We start from the raw sequence: 13169 nt of genomic DNA on the forward strand, positions 1-13169 counted from the left end.
GATTCGCGAGTGAGATTTCGGCACCAGCCTGCTTACGAGACGACTTACCGCTGTTGGCAATCAGGTCATACATCGTCCGATCAGGGCCCGGCAACGGCCCCACACCAGACGAAGAACCCGGCACCTTTGGTGAATCGGGTGATACGGCGTCTTCTTGGGCCTTCCTCCGGGCGGCTTGCAACGCGGTGACATGCCCGGTCGCGGCCATCGTCAACCCATCCAGTGTCAGACCGAGGGTTTTGAGGTTCCCGATCAGGTCCACACTTTCAGCTAGGTTCAGGCTAGCGACAGGCAGATCGTTGGCTCCGGCGCTCAACAATGTGATCCCGCGGCGAATTTTGTCCATGGCAGCCGTCTTGATATCACGACCCGCCACCGTGCCCTCTAGTTCCACGCTCTCCACCCCCTGTCTACTTTCCGTTGCAATGGTTGAGATCCCGTCTATACGGGAACGTCCACATCATCCTGTTTTCCAAACCTTTGTTCTACTACCTCCAGTCTAGAAGACCCCTCCCACACATTCCGATCAAGGCAAGCGCCTAGGCTGGTAGAACTATCCAGATTCAAACGATTGTTCTATACCATCCAGCCTATCGGCGCCCTCCCACATGTTTCCGCGCCCATCCACAGGCCTGATTCTGGGGACACCACGAGCTACGCAGCTGCAACCACAACGCAGAGAAGAGAAAAATGCCAAGGTACGGAGTCAGGCAGAGAACGATTGACCGACTAGCGGTCGGCCGACCCTAGCCGAACGCTACGTGAAGTGGTCTGTTTTGGTGGAAGCGGCTGTGTAGTGCGAGAGCAACCGCTTCAAGATCCCCGGCCAGCCAACCATGCAGATCGGTATGGTTTAGGAAAGAGCTGACGTCACAGTCCGTTCGTGGGCCGCTGGCACTGAGTCCCCGCAGTTGATCGGTCGCCCAGAGATGGTATCGAGCAGATCAGGCTTTAGTTGGCCAATTCTGGTCCGAGGGTCGGAGGTCTCAATCCACATGCGAATCGAGCGTTCGGTCGCTCAGTTCTACTGATACGGATTCTCGACTCGCGCGCCGAGGATCGGCGCTCCGGTGTTGAGGTCTTCTGTCAGTACCCGGGAGCAGCGCGCGCGTTTCGCGGCGCAAACGATCAGCGAATCCCAATATGACAATTGCGCGGAGTGGACTGTCTCGATCGCCTCGCATACCAGATCATAATCAAGCGGCGCCATTCGCAGGTTCCCAAGATTGTTCACCACTTCGGCGGCTTGTTGAGCTCCCAGCGGAGTTGCGAGGTTCCGGGTTACTGTTACGTAGAACTCGCCGAGGACTTGCGGAGATACCACGAGATCTCGGGAATCGTCATTCAGAATGTCGGGTGATCGGGCACGTTTTGTTGCAGAGGAGACGCTTGTATCGAATGCGTAGACAAGAACGTTGGTGTCCACGAACTGTCTGTCAGTCATACAGGTCCCCGCGGGTCCACGTCCTACCTCCGCTAGAGGCTGTGGATTCATGAGCCAACTCAATGATCCGCTGACGCGCCGTTCGCTGGAGGTCTATTCCGCTCGCGTAGTCTTCAATAAAATCCCGAACTAAGGCGTTCACACTCGTTCCACCAGCAGTGGCTCGCACACGAGCCTGCCGCAGCGCTTCGAGCATGGGGCGCATTTTGGCGCTGGTTTCGGCTAGTTCAACGCTGGGGATGGAATTGGGCATGACGCTGCTAAGGCCGAGTTGTGATCAGCGCAACCAGAGCCGCGTTCGTTGCAACTGCGCCTTAACATCCATGCGCGGGACCCTTCTTCGCGTAAGGAATTTCTACGCCGGCGAGGGCAGATGGCTGAGAAGAGAACAGAGTATTCCGGCTGCGGACGAATTGCCCAAGTATGCACAACGTGCGTAGTCGTACTCTAAGTACACATGAGTACACCGAGTACACAGGAGTACACTAAGTACACAAGAGTACACATAGTGCATAGCAGTTCATAAAGGGGAAGCGATGACCGCTGACACGTTGAATCCATTTCGTCCATCTGCAGGTGCTGAGCCCCCACAGTTGATCGGCCGTCGAGGGATGCTGGACGAGTTCAATTACGGTCTTGCAATCCGCTCAGGGGCACCTGGGCTACTGACTATCTTTACTGGAGCGAGGGGCGTGGGGAAGACAGTCATGCTCGGCGAGGCGGAGAACATGGCGCGGTTACAAGGCTGGGTTGTGATATCAGAGACGGCAACGCGCGGCCTTCTTGGGCGGATCGGCGAGTCGATGCGGTCTGCGGCTAATGAAATCGACGGCGGTACGGCGTCACGGAGAATCACCGGAATCAGCGCGGCTGGCTTTTCCATCAGTACACAACTCGCGCCGGAGCAACAGACCGGATTGCGCGAGCTCGGCGAACAGCTACTTCACCTCGTGGACGAACAGAAAACAGGTGTGTTGATTACTCTCGATGAGATACAAGGCGCGGATCGAAATGAACTGGCCCAGTTGGCTGCTTCCGTTCAGCATTTTATCCGCGGAAACCTTCCCATTGCTTTGGTTTTCGCGGGACTGCCTGCGGCAGTGTCTGATCTGCTCAATGAAGGTGTTGCAACGTTCCTTCGCCGTGCCGATCGGATTGATTTACATGCGGCTTCTATCGATGAAGTGGAGGCCTCCTACCGCCACACGTTTGCTAGCCTCGACCACCCGCTAGACATTGCACTCATCAGGCGTGCCGCGGAATCGACGGGAGGATATCCGTTCCTGATTCAACTAGTTGGCTACCATGTATGGCAACTAGCAGAGGCCAGCGATGCTTCCTTGACTGCGGATGGCGTTGAGATGGCGTTAGCCTCCGCCCACCAGCGCAACGCTCGCATGGTAATAGATGCGGCGCTATCCACGGCTTCGCCCAAGGATCTCGATTTTCTTCGCGCTATGGCGAAGGACGATGGAGCATCTTCTACCGCGGATATTGGCCAACGGTTAGGCGATAAGAAAAACACTGTGAGCAACTACCGTGCACGGCTCATCGACGCCGGTTTGGCGCAACCAGCCGGTCGCGGTCTCATCGATTTTGCGATTCCCGGTTTGCGCGAGCATCTCCGGAAGGCCTAAAGCACCCGTAGCGGCATCATCGATACCGCCCTAGAGCTGAGCCCCAGTGAGATCCGCAGTAGCCGAATCGTCTACGCCCAGTGCTTCGAGCATGGGGCGCATTTTGGCGCTGGTTTCGGCTAGTTCAACGCTGGGGATGGAATCCGGCATGATGCCTCCACCAGCAAACAAGCGAATAGAGCGCCGATCCTCGGCCAATTGCCCGCAGCGTAGAGCGATCCCAAATTCGCCCGAGCCGGCGCGATCGATCCAGCCGACGGGGCCAGAGTAGCGGCCACGCTGGGTGCCTTCGAGCTTTTTGAGGAGGTCTGCGGCCAGCATGGTTGGGGTGCCACAAACGGCGGCGGTGGGGTGAAGGGCATCGGCGATATCGAGCGCACTCCCGCGGGAGATCGTGGCGGTCACATCGGTGGCAAGATGAACCACGTTGGGAAGTTCGAGAAGGAACGGCTCGGCCGGCACATCCAATTCGTTCGCCAGAGGCGCGAGCGCACGAGCCACAGATTCCACGGCAAAGTGGTGCTCGTTGCGATTCTTCACCGAATCGAGCAGCTCCTGACCTGCCCCCGGTGATGCGGTGCCAGCCAAGACGCGCGAACGCACCTTCCCGGAATCGGCGGCGGCCAGCATTTCGGGAGTGGCGCCAATGAGTCCGTCTGCCGCAAACACCCACGTGGAGCCGTAGCGATCCCGTAGTTGTTGAGCAAGAAAACGCTCATCGATCGGAGACTCGGAGGTAACCAGAATATCGCGCGACAGCACAACCTTCGACGCTGCACCGGCCTTAAGCTCCTCGATGAGCTGATCCAACGACGCCCGCCACCTGCTCTGCGTCATCCTGCCCGGAGCCGTTCGCAGGCCGCCCGGTGAAGTAACGGGTTCTTTCGTAAGAAATAGTTCCGCTGGCGAGGCCGGGTCCGCGGGCGCTGCGGGTTTGATGGGCGAGGCCGAGTCCATGGGCGACGCCGGGTCCCCGGGCACCACAGGTTCGATCGACGGCACCGGACCCCGGGGCACACCCGCAACCCGCGCCGTCACAACCACAGCCTCGCCACCACGGCGCACCACCGCGATCTCGGGAACGGCCACGAAGCCGGGCGTCCCCTCGGCAAAACCAAAGGATGCGATGGCGAACGGGGCGCGCTCTGCCCACGAATACCCAGAAGAATTGTTCACGGTGGCCGCATCGGCAAGCCCGGCCCACATCCGCGACGCCTCGCGCATGGCGTGTTCGCCCACGGCATCGATTCTGGCCGCCTCGCCCCAGCCCACAATCTCCATGTCAGAGCCGAGCCACGCCAGCAGCCCCGCAGGCTCGGGAACAACGTCCAGAAGATTGGCCGGGGCGCCATGGAACAGCTGAACATCAACGATAAGAGAGGAGCGGCTCCCCTGACGCGTGGACCGTGCGGACCCCATGGACCTTGTGGACAATGACCTGTACTCCTTGATCGGCGGCTACTCCCTGACCGGCTGCCCACATATCCTAACCGCAACGGGTGGAAAAGGCACCGTCGCCCCACCTGAAGGAATTTATCTTCACATCAAGTAATCTTGGGTCATGCGCAATTCGGATGGAGTACGCGACGAAGTTGATGGCATCGTTGCAGCTTGGGGGCGGGAGCGGACGGATTTTGATCCGGAGCCGCTTTCCGTGTTTTCGCGCCTGCTTCGGCTGGATCGTCATATCGATCGGATGCGGCGCCAAGCCTTCTCGAAGTACGGCATCGAATCCTGGGAATTCGAGATGCTCGCGGCCCTGCGCCGTCAGGGCGAACCCTACCGCCTCACCGCTGGCCGCCTAGTTCAGGAGACTCTCGTCTCCTCCGGCACGGTCACCAACCGCATTGACCGCATGGTGACGCACGGTTATGCCGAGCGCCATCCGGACCCCAACGATCGGCGGGTCGTCCACGTTCAAGCCACCGCGCGTGGCGTTGAGCTTGTGGACGCCGCGATGGCCGATTTGCTGGAGGCCGAGCAGCGCAAGCTAGAAGATATGGCGGCGCAGGACCAGCGAGAATTGGCCGATTTGCTTCGCCAGCTTCTCGCACACTTCGAGCGCGAGGGCTGATTAACGACGACGACGGAACCTTGCGTACGTACGGAGCGTCCCGTCGTCGAAAATAATCCGTACTCAGGACGCAGAATCTTGCATTAAGCGGCTTTCTTGAACACGGACGTGAGCTTGACGCGCTCGCCCACGTGGAGGATGGAGCGTTCGTAGATCTTGCCCGCAAGCATGCCAAGAAGCGGGATGGCGATCACCGTGAGACCAATGGCCAGCACCTGCTCCCACACTTCCACGCCTCCAACGGCCGCGCGCATCGGCATGAGGTAAGGCGAGAAGGCCGGGATATAAGACAGCACCTTCGTGAGGGTCGCATCGGGCTGGTAGGGCACAAGATACATCGCAACGTAAAGCGGGATGATCTGCAGGAAGATGATGGGGGTCTGAACGGCACCCACATCCTCTTGGCGCGATACCGTGGCGGACAGCCCGCCGGTGATAGACGCGAAGGTGAAGTATCCCAAAATGATCCACACGAGCATCATGGGTACATAACCCCAGATACCGAGGGCTCCGAACGCGGTGAATAGGTTGCCAATATCCTCGAGTAGCCCCGCGATAGCAAGCCCGCCGAGCATCCCCAGCAAATACAACAGGAGAATAACGAGCATGCCGGAGCCAATGCCGAGGATCTTGCCCATGAGCAGGGTGCGCGGGCGCACGGTAGTCAGCAGGATTTCCACGACTCGGCTCGATTTTTCTTCAACAACGCCGGCAGACAGCACCGAGATGCCCATGATGGTCATGAGGAAGAGAATCATGATGGCCGCCATACCCACCGCGTAGCCGATGGGGTTCGCGCTGATGGCGTCTTCCGAGACGTCTACGTGCTGAATAGTGAGCAGCGAATCGAGGCTCGCCACCAGTTCAGGGCTGGCGCCGGGATCTTCGCTTGTAATGTACTTGGCCGTGGCAACAACCACTAGGTCGCGGACGGGGCTGTCTGAATTGCCGGAGGAGATGGTGGGAGATGCAGGATCGCCCGAAACAATCGCCTCAAAATTGGCATCTTCTTCGTTGTAGGCGGTTTCGGGATCCGTTTCCCCGATGTCCTCCAGCTCAACGCCTGGGGTGTCCGAAAGGAATTCGCCAAGCGGTGCCGCCTCGGTGGTGATACCAACGGTGTAGAGGTCCGCGCTGGGATCGGGAGTTTCATCGCCATCGTCCAACAGGAATCGCCCAACGATTCCTGCGATGAGGAGCAGCGCCACGATCACGGCGGTGGAAATCCGCATGGATCGTGTACCGAGCAGCGTGGTGAATTCGCGTTTAACAACCAGTCCTAGCATGCTTAGGCTCCCTTCTTCCGGCCGAACCATCCCCGCTTTTTGGGTTCCTCCGTCTTATCCGGTTCCTCGTCAGGCGTGACTACCACGTTGTTGAAGAGTTCGGAGAGGTGTGGGCGGCGCGGCGCAAACTCGTGCACGGGGCCGGCGGCCATGAGGGTTCGGAGCACATCTTGATCACTGACCCCATGTGGCGGCGTGAAGACGAAGCGGGTGACGCCATCGCGGGCGGGAGCCTCCGCCGTGCCCGCCAGAGGATCGGGTTCCAGCGAGATCCTGAGCGGCTGGAGCGCCGCAGCCGCATCGGCCTGAGAAAGGCCTACGGCGGCAGCGAATTGTTCGGCATCGGTGGTGCGAAGTTCGTCCACGGTACCCTCGGCAACCATCGAGCCTTGGGAAATGATGCCCACGCGTTCGCTCAGGCGCTCCACAAGGTCCAACTGATGGGAGGAGAAAATGACGGGCGCGCCCGTGGCCGCCTTCTCTTGAAGAACGTTGCTCATCACCTCCACAGCCGTGGGGTCCAGCCCGGAGAATGGTTCGTCCAGAATCAGGAGGTCAGGATTGTGGACGAGTGCTGAAGCTAGTTGCACGCGCTGCTGATTACCTAGCGAGAGCTTCTGAACATTGTCATCACGGCGCCATGCGATCCCCAGCCGTTCGGCCCACTTGTCCGTGTTTTCGCGGGCTGCAGCCTTGTCTAGACCGTGGAGCCGCGCCAGATACTCCAGCTGTGGCCCAACCTGCATACGCGGGTAGAGCCCGCGTTCGGATGGCATGTAGCCGATACGCCGGCGCGTGGCAAAGTCTAAAGGCGTGCCGTTCCACTCCACCTCGCCCGATTCGGCGGCCATCACACCCATCATGATGCGCATCGCCGTAGTTTTTCCGGCACCGTTGGATCCCACGAAACCGAAGATCTCTCCCGGATTCACATGGAAACTCAAGTTGTCGAGTGCCTTCAGGCTCCCGAAGGTCTTGTTTAACTGACGGATCTCAAGCATGGATTCCCCTGTCTGTTCGGCCACGAACCTACCAGAGTACAGGGCATTGGTCACGAGTTTGCGAAATGTCCGTAACGGGCGGTGAAGCTGGAGCGTTACTCGGTTACGTCGCGGCTGGCGATCCGGGGATTGCGTTCCATCGATCGCAGGCCGAGCCACAGAAGATTGACCACATGGGCGGCTGTGACTTCCTTGGATGGCTCCTGCTCATCTACCCACCATTGGCCGATCCGTGCGATGGCTCCTGCTAGAAGCTGGCCGTAGATCGGAGATGTTCGGGGGTCCAGTCCCTGCTCCTCCAGCACGGGAGCCAGCAATTCGGCTACCTGTTCGGCAACGTCAGCCATGACGGTGGTGAACGTTCCACCGGAAACTGCGGCGGGGGATTGGTGCGAGAGCAGGCGGAAGCCGTCCGCATTCGATTCGATGTAGTCCAGAAGAGAGAGCACGATACGTTCCAGCATGTCCCGTGGATGGAGGCCCGGGCGCATCTGGGCGCTCAACATATCGGATAGGTGCGTGACCTCGCGATCAACGATCACTTGATACAGCCCCTCCTTACCTCCAAAATGCTCGTACACAACGGGCTTGGACACGTTGGAGGCTGAGGCGATTTCCTCGATCGAAACGGCGTCGTAACCGCGCGCCCCGAAAAGCTCGCGGGCGATTCCGATCAGTTGCTCGCGGCGCTGAGCACGCGACATCCGCACGCGCTTGGGAGATCCATCAACAGGAGGCGTATTCATACCCTCCATTATGTCAGCCGGGCAAAGGCTGGGCACGGGTTCGGTGTTGTTGGTTTGTAAGCGGTCTGACTTAGAAAATGTGATGGCGAACATCACATTCCATAGGTACCGTTAGTTTTACGGAAGTGTATCTCGGACTGATCTGCGCGAACACGTAGTTTCGTCCGTTTCGCTCTACTTTTGAAATTTAGGAACTATTGGAGGAAACAAGTATGCGAGTATTCAAGAAATCTATTGCTTTCGTGAGCGGAGTTTTTTTTGGCATGCTCTCTAGCGACAGCTCCCCCGGGCGCTGAATCAGATGCGTCGAGCACTTCAGAGACGGAGTCCGAGATGACGACGATTGTGGGTGGCACAACTCAATCCATCGATCCCACTCGCTGGGACTACGTTCCGCCTTCCGACGAAACCGCAGAGGGTGTAGAACCCTTAGACGCTAACGGTGGCGAGCCAATCGGAGGCTTCACGATCAACGTGAATGGTGTACCGATCGGAATTCCAAAGATGATTCTTCGGCACAATATTAAAGGGACGAAGTTGAAAGTGAACACTGAGGAGGCAAGGATCGAGACAACTGGGGCAACGGTGTGTAACTATCGTTTTGATTTCCAAAATCGCTATGGCAAGAAGATATATAAGACTAACAGCACCGGCGTTTATTCGAAATGTACAATTAATTCCGGTTGGGTCAAGAACTCCTATGCGCCTTTCACTGCGAAAAGAGGGGTTCAGTGTGTGCGGTTGTTCTCGAATGGCGTGTTTGTGGGAGAACAGTGCCACAGTATTGTTCCCTAGAAATAGAGTAATAGACCCATAATTGAGTGAAATCAAAATGATAAGGTGATTCCCTTGACGGTCTTACGGAAGATATTTTCTGCCATCTTCCCGGTGCTGTGCCTGATTTCGATTGGTTGTTTGATCGCAGCTATCAACTGGGTAGGTACCGCGGGAGGGTTCCTGAATGATCCTGATTCAGACCCAGAGCTTTTGAGATTAGTGATAGAGCGAGTTCAGCGTGGTACAGGTTATTTGATTATCAGCGTTGCGACCGCATTCGCGGCTGTGGGCATTCGCTGGTTGACGACGGTGAACAGGTGTGACGTGGACAGATTGCAGGAGCGACAGACGGATGGACGCGACCAAGAATTCGATGACTCTAGAGCCTCGGTTCCCGGTAACAAGGTGAGCTAAGTTCCCTAGCTGACATTGAGCTGCTTTCTATTGAGACATTGACGATTAGAACAAGCGAAGCGCCCGCACGAGTACCTACCCCTTCGAGGTACTCGTGAGGGCGCCGCGCGTGATTGCTACTTGGCTTCTGGGACCGATTCGTCCTTGGGTGCCTTATCGAAACGGTCGCCCCCAATCCACGTAATGATCAGGACGGTTGCGATATAGGTGCACAGACGGACCGCATCGGGAATACCGTTCCACGATTCGTTCATCCACATGCCGAACCATTCGCCACCCACAGCTTGGAATCCAAGGAACCAAAGCACTAGTGCGGCTACGCATCCGAGCGATCCCCACTTCTTGGACGCGTAGAAATCAGCATCGCTCTTGCTTGCCGTACGAGCCATCTTGTAGGCACCGAACAAGCATGCACACATGATGAACGTCTCAAGCAAGATGACGCCAATGTAGGCGGCATGCCATGCCCATTCCCAAGGAATGGCCCGGTACTCGATGGTCAGCCCAAGATCTGGCCGGCGCGAATCCATCGCGAGGACGTGCTGAACGAATTGGAAGTTCGTGTTGTAGTCCGTTACGTTTCCGAAAACTACCAACAGGGCAAATAGGCCAACTGTTGCCACCAAGAGTGCCTTCGCGTAACGAATAGTTTTGGTGGTAGTAATGATGTCTTTCCTCATATCACACTCCCCGAATCGTTCTAGTGGGCACCTTTGTCCCACGGCCACAGAACGATCCGACGGGCAGAGCGTAACAGTTTTCGGTCATAACTTGAACCATTCAAGTTTAGGAATGTTGGCACGTGTAACAGCCCACACGTTGATCGAGAATTATGCTCGCGAGCGATCTCCCGTTAGAATCGTTCCGTTCACAATCCGCCTTGGTGTAATGGCAGCACACGGGTCTTTGGAACCCTTAGTCCAGGTTCGAGTCCTGGAGGCGGAGCTGGATGATCTCGGATGGAGAGGATCTGCCGTGGAGCAACGCCCAGCCGCAGTCATCGTTCTAGCCGCCGGCGCTGGCACGCGAATGAAATCGGCAACCCCGAAAGTTCTTCACGAAATGTGTGGGCGCACCCTGCTGGGCCATGCGATTCACGCGGCGCGTGGGTTGGACCCGGAGCAGGTCGCCGTCGTCGTCCGTCATCAACGTGATCGAGTAGCCGAACATGCCCTCGACGTTGATCCGAACGTCATCATTGCCGATCAAGACGAAATCAAAGGGACCGGGCGTGCCGTCTGGTGCGGACTTGAGGAGCTTCCCGCGGATCTGGAGGGCCCGGTTGTGGTGATGGCTGGCGATACGCCGCTGCTCAACACCGAAACGCTCGCGGAACTCGTGAACCATCTGGGGTCAAACGCCGTGACTGTGCTGACCACGAACGTTCCGGACTCAACCGGGTACGGGCGGATTCTGCGCGACGAATCCGGGGCGATCTGCGGCGTGGTGGAACACACGGACGCGACTGCCGAGCAGCGCAAAATCCATGAAATCAACACGTCCACCTACGCATTCGATGCCGCCTTCCTGCGTGAGAATCTTGGCAATCTCGGTGCCGCGAATGCTCAGGGCGAGATGTACCTGACGGACATCGTGGAGTTGGCTTCGCGTTCCGGGGCAGGTGTTGGCGATCTCGTGCTGGGCGATTCGTGGCTGGTTGAGGGATGCAATGATCTTGCCCAGCTGGCGACTTTGCGCACTGAAATGAACCGGCGGATCGTTCACAAGTGGATGGTCAGTGGTGTGAGCATCGTTGATCCTGCCACAACCTACATCGATGTGGATGTGGAAATTGAAGCGGATTGTCGCATACTTCCGGGAACGATTTTGGATGGCCGGACGCGTCTAGCATCTGGAGCAATTGTGGGGCCGGGCCAATACACTGATACAACGGTAGATGAAGGATCGGTTGCCTGTCATGTGGTGGCAACCGGGGCGCACATTCCAGCGGGAACTACGGTCCCGCCTTATTCGATCGCAAAGCGGTAGAAGGTAGAAGTAGGGAGCTTCCATGACCGGGATGCAAGTATCCAACGATAAGCGACTCAAGCTGGTAACTGGGCGGGCGCATCCTGAGCTCGCTGAGCAGGTGGCGGAGGAGCTCGGCATCGATCTGCTTCCCGTTTCCGCCTACGATTTCGCGAACTCGGAGATCTACGTGCGGTTCGAGGAATCGATCCGCGGTGCCGATGTGTTCATCCTTCAGTCCCACCCAGCGCCCATCAATAAATGGATCATGGAACAGCTCATCATGATCGATGCTGCCAAGCGCGCATCTGCCAAGCGGATTACTGCCGTCACACCGTACTATCCCTACGCCCGCCAAGATAAGAAGCACCAGGGGCGCGAGCCGATCTCTGCCCGCCTTGTGGCGGACCTGTTCAAGACGGCCGGCGCTGATCGCATCATGAGCGTGGATCTGCACGCGGCGCAGGCGCAGGGCTTTTTCGACGGCCCGGTGGACCACTTGTGGGCGATGCCAACGCTTGTGGAATACGTGAAAACCAAGGTAGATCCTGACCAAACCGTTGTGGTTTCACCAGATGCCGGGCGTATCAAGGTGGCCGAGCAGTGGGGCAACCGCCTAGGCGGGGTGCCACTGGCGTTCGTCCACAAGACCCGCGACATCACGCGCCCCAATCAGGCCACATCCAACCGCGTTGTTGGTGACGTTGCCGGGCGCACCGCCGTGATTGTTGACGATCTCATCGATACCGCCGGAACCATCTGCGGCGCCGTACGCGTTGTCCTAGAAGCTGGTGCGAAGGACGTGATTGTTGCGGCAACACACGGCGTCCTTTCGGATCCCGCCGTACAACGCCTGCAAGCCTCCGGGCTTCGCGAACTGGTTGTTACTGACACACTTCCCATCGAGGATGCCAAGCGCTTCCCCGAACTGACCATCCTCCCCATCGCGCCAGTTCTGGCCAAGGCCATTGACGCCGTGTTTGAGGACGATTCCGTGGCCGAAATCTTTGATGGGGATGCTGGTTAGACCTGCTGGGGTTTGGGCTGTTGTGGTTTGGACCGCTGTGTTTTGGATTGTGCGTCAGTTTCTTGTTTATAGCTCGTAATAGCGCAGTCGGTCTGGAATATGCGGGGCACCCTCGTAATCCGAGCTGACCCCCCTTCTATGGTCTGAAAACTTGCGGTATCCGGATTGGTATACCATGCGGTAGTGTGATCTCATGTCTGCTACAACAGTGAAAGTGTCGGCTGAGCTGCGGGACAGAATTAATCACGAGGCACGAGCTCGTGGGACCACGGCAGCCAGCTTGATCGAGGTAATGCTGGACGATTATGTTCGGCGTCAACGTATGGAAGCTTTCGGTGCGGCGATCCGAGGCGCTGACGAGGCCTATTGGGATGAGTTTCATGAGTGGGATGTGACGCTTAGCGACGGATCCCCTGATGAGTAACCTCCATCGTGGAGAGGTTGTATGGGCCGAGCTGGATCCAGTCCGCGGGCGCGAACAGGCGGGGCGGCGTCCAGTTCTTGTTATCGCCAGCGATCTGTATCTAGAACAGGCAGATACGTTAGCGATCGTGGTCCCTGCCACCACGGTCAACCGGGGATGGCCCAATCACGTTCAGTTGCAAGGTCCGCACGTCGGCCTTGCTGAGCCGACCTTTGCCATGACGGAACAACCGCGAACAGTGACCCGAGATCGCCTTGGGCGTCGTATCGGCGTAGTGAATGCGGCTACCATGCGTGAGGTCGATGGTTGGTTGAGAGATTTCCTAGCATTGCCAAGAAAACATGGTGGCTAGATACCTTGATTGGTGAGCT

The 13169-nt window shown here is 57.8% G+C and carries 15 protein-coding genes and 1 tRNA gene; 8 read left to right on the plus strand and 8 right to left on the minus strand.

Annotated features, from left to right (window positions below; genetic code table 11):
- The 3 genes from ACTHV6_RS10950 to ACTHV6_RS10960 all read right to left on the minus strand — a co-directional run.
- Positions 1 to 346 (minus strand): hypothetical protein (locus ACTHV6_RS10950; protein ID WP_441387583.1); only part of this gene is annotated, 346 nt, incomplete at its 3' end.
- Between the two features lie 678 nt (positions 347 to 1024).
- Positions 1025 to 1426 (minus strand): PIN domain-containing protein, encoded by a 402-nt coding sequence (locus ACTHV6_RS10955; RefSeq protein WP_441387585.1) that lies wholly within the window; start codon positions 1424 to 1426, stop codon positions 1025 to 1027.
- A gap of 10 nt (positions 1427 to 1436) precedes the next feature.
- Complete coding sequence (locus ACTHV6_RS10960) at positions 1437 to 1697, minus strand: hypothetical protein (RefSeq protein WP_441387587.1); 261 nt, start codon at positions 1695 to 1697, stop codon at positions 1437 to 1439.
- A 283-nt stretch (positions 1698 to 1980) separates the two neighbouring features.
- On the opposite strand from ACTHV6_RS10960, the gene ACTHV6_RS10965 reads away from it, so the two are divergent.
- The gene (locus ACTHV6_RS10965) at positions 1981 to 3081 is read left to right on the plus strand and encodes an ATP-binding protein (protein ID WP_441387589.1); all 1101 of its coding nucleotides are present in this window, start codon (positions 1981 to 1983) and stop codon (positions 3079 to 3081) included.
- Between the two features lie 30 nt (positions 3082 to 3111).
- Here ACTHV6_RS10965 and ACTHV6_RS10970 read toward each other — a convergent pair whose 3' ends face one another.
- The gene (locus tag ACTHV6_RS10970; RefSeq protein ID WP_441387590.1) at positions 3112 to 4515 is read right to left on the minus strand and encodes an isochorismate synthase; all 1404 of its coding nucleotides are present in this window, start codon (positions 4513 to 4515) and stop codon (positions 3112 to 3114) included.
- Between the two features lie 127 nt (positions 4516 to 4642).
- Here ACTHV6_RS10970 and ACTHV6_RS10975 point away from each other — a divergent pair, with 127 nt between their 5' ends.
- Positions 4643 to 5155: a MarR family winged helix-turn-helix transcriptional regulator gene (locus ACTHV6_RS10975; protein ID WP_441387591.1), complete on the plus strand. Its 513-nt coding sequence runs from the start codon at positions 4643 to 4645 to the stop codon at positions 5153 to 5155.
- A gap of 83 nt (positions 5156 to 5238) precedes the next feature.
- Here ACTHV6_RS10975 and ACTHV6_RS10980 read toward each other — a convergent pair whose 3' ends face one another.
- The 3 genes from ACTHV6_RS10980 to ACTHV6_RS10990 form a co-directional block, all read right to left on the minus strand.
- Positions 5239 to 6441 carry an ABC transporter permease gene (locus tag ACTHV6_RS10980; protein WP_441387592.1) on the minus strand — a complete coding sequence of 401 codons (1203 nt, stop codon included), beginning with the start codon at positions 6439 to 6441 and terminating at the stop codon, positions 5239 to 5241.
- A 2-nt stretch (positions 6442 to 6443) separates the two neighbouring features.
- Positions 6444 to 7466 carry an ABC transporter ATP-binding protein gene (locus ACTHV6_RS10985; RefSeq protein WP_441387594.1) on the minus strand — a complete coding sequence of 341 codons (1023 nt, stop codon included), beginning with the start codon at positions 7464 to 7466 and terminating at the stop codon, positions 6444 to 6446.
- 71 nt (positions 7467 to 7537) lie between these two features.
- On the minus strand, positions 7538 to 8188 hold the full coding sequence (locus tag ACTHV6_RS10990) for a TetR/AcrR family transcriptional regulator (RefSeq protein WP_441387595.1): 651 nt from the start codon (positions 8186 to 8188) through the stop codon (positions 7538 to 7540).
- Between the two features lie 333 nt (positions 8189 to 8521).
- Between ACTHV6_RS10990 and ACTHV6_RS10995 the strand changes: the two genes are divergently transcribed.
- The gene (locus tag ACTHV6_RS10995; protein WP_441387597.1) at positions 8522 to 8983 is read left to right on the plus strand and encodes a hypothetical protein; all 462 of its coding nucleotides are present in this window, start codon (positions 8522 to 8524) and stop codon (positions 8981 to 8983) included.
- 512 nt (positions 8984 to 9495) lie between these two features.
- On the opposite strand, the gene ACTHV6_RS11000 is transcribed toward ACTHV6_RS10995, so the two are convergent.
- Positions 9496 to 10059, minus strand: a complete 564-nt coding sequence (locus ACTHV6_RS11000) for a DUF2165 family protein (protein ID WP_441387599.1) — start codon at positions 10057 to 10059, stop codon at positions 9496 to 9498.
- 194 nt (positions 10060 to 10253) lie between these two features.
- Between ACTHV6_RS11000 and ACTHV6_RS11005 the strand changes: the two genes are divergently transcribed.
- The 5 genes from ACTHV6_RS11005 (at position 10254) to ACTHV6_RS11025 (ending at position 13150) form a co-directional block, all read left to right on the plus strand.
- A tRNA-Gln gene (locus ACTHV6_RS11005) sits at positions 10254 to 10324 on the plus strand.
- A gap of 30 nt (positions 10325 to 10354) precedes the next feature.
- Positions 10355 to 11368, plus strand: a complete 1014-nt coding sequence (locus ACTHV6_RS11010; RefSeq protein ID WP_441387601.1) for an NTP transferase domain-containing protein — start codon at positions 10355 to 10357, stop codon at positions 11366 to 11368.
- A 22-nt stretch (positions 11369 to 11390) separates the two neighbouring features.
- Complete coding sequence (locus ACTHV6_RS11015) at positions 11391 to 12374, plus strand: ribose-phosphate diphosphokinase (RefSeq protein ID WP_441387602.1); 984 nt, start codon at positions 11391 to 11393, stop codon at positions 12372 to 12374.
- 193 nt (positions 12375 to 12567) lie between these two features.
- The gene (locus ACTHV6_RS11020) at positions 12568 to 12798 is read left to right on the plus strand and encodes a CopG family transcriptional regulator (protein WP_441387604.1); all 231 of its coding nucleotides are present in this window, start codon (positions 12568 to 12570) and stop codon (positions 12796 to 12798) included.
- Complete coding sequence (locus ACTHV6_RS11025) at positions 12791 to 13150, plus strand: type II toxin-antitoxin system PemK/MazF family toxin (protein WP_441387605.1); 360 nt, start codon at positions 12791 to 12793, stop codon at positions 13148 to 13150. The genes ACTHV6_RS11020 and ACTHV6_RS11025 overlap by 8 nt, the downstream gene beginning before the upstream one ends.
- The last annotated feature ends 19 nt before the right edge of the window (positions 13151 to 13169 follow it).

Source organism: Ancrocorticia sp., assembly GCF_052089425.1.
Classification (GTDB): Bacteria; Actinomycetota; Actinomycetes; order Actinomycetales; family Actinomycetaceae; genus Ancrocorticia.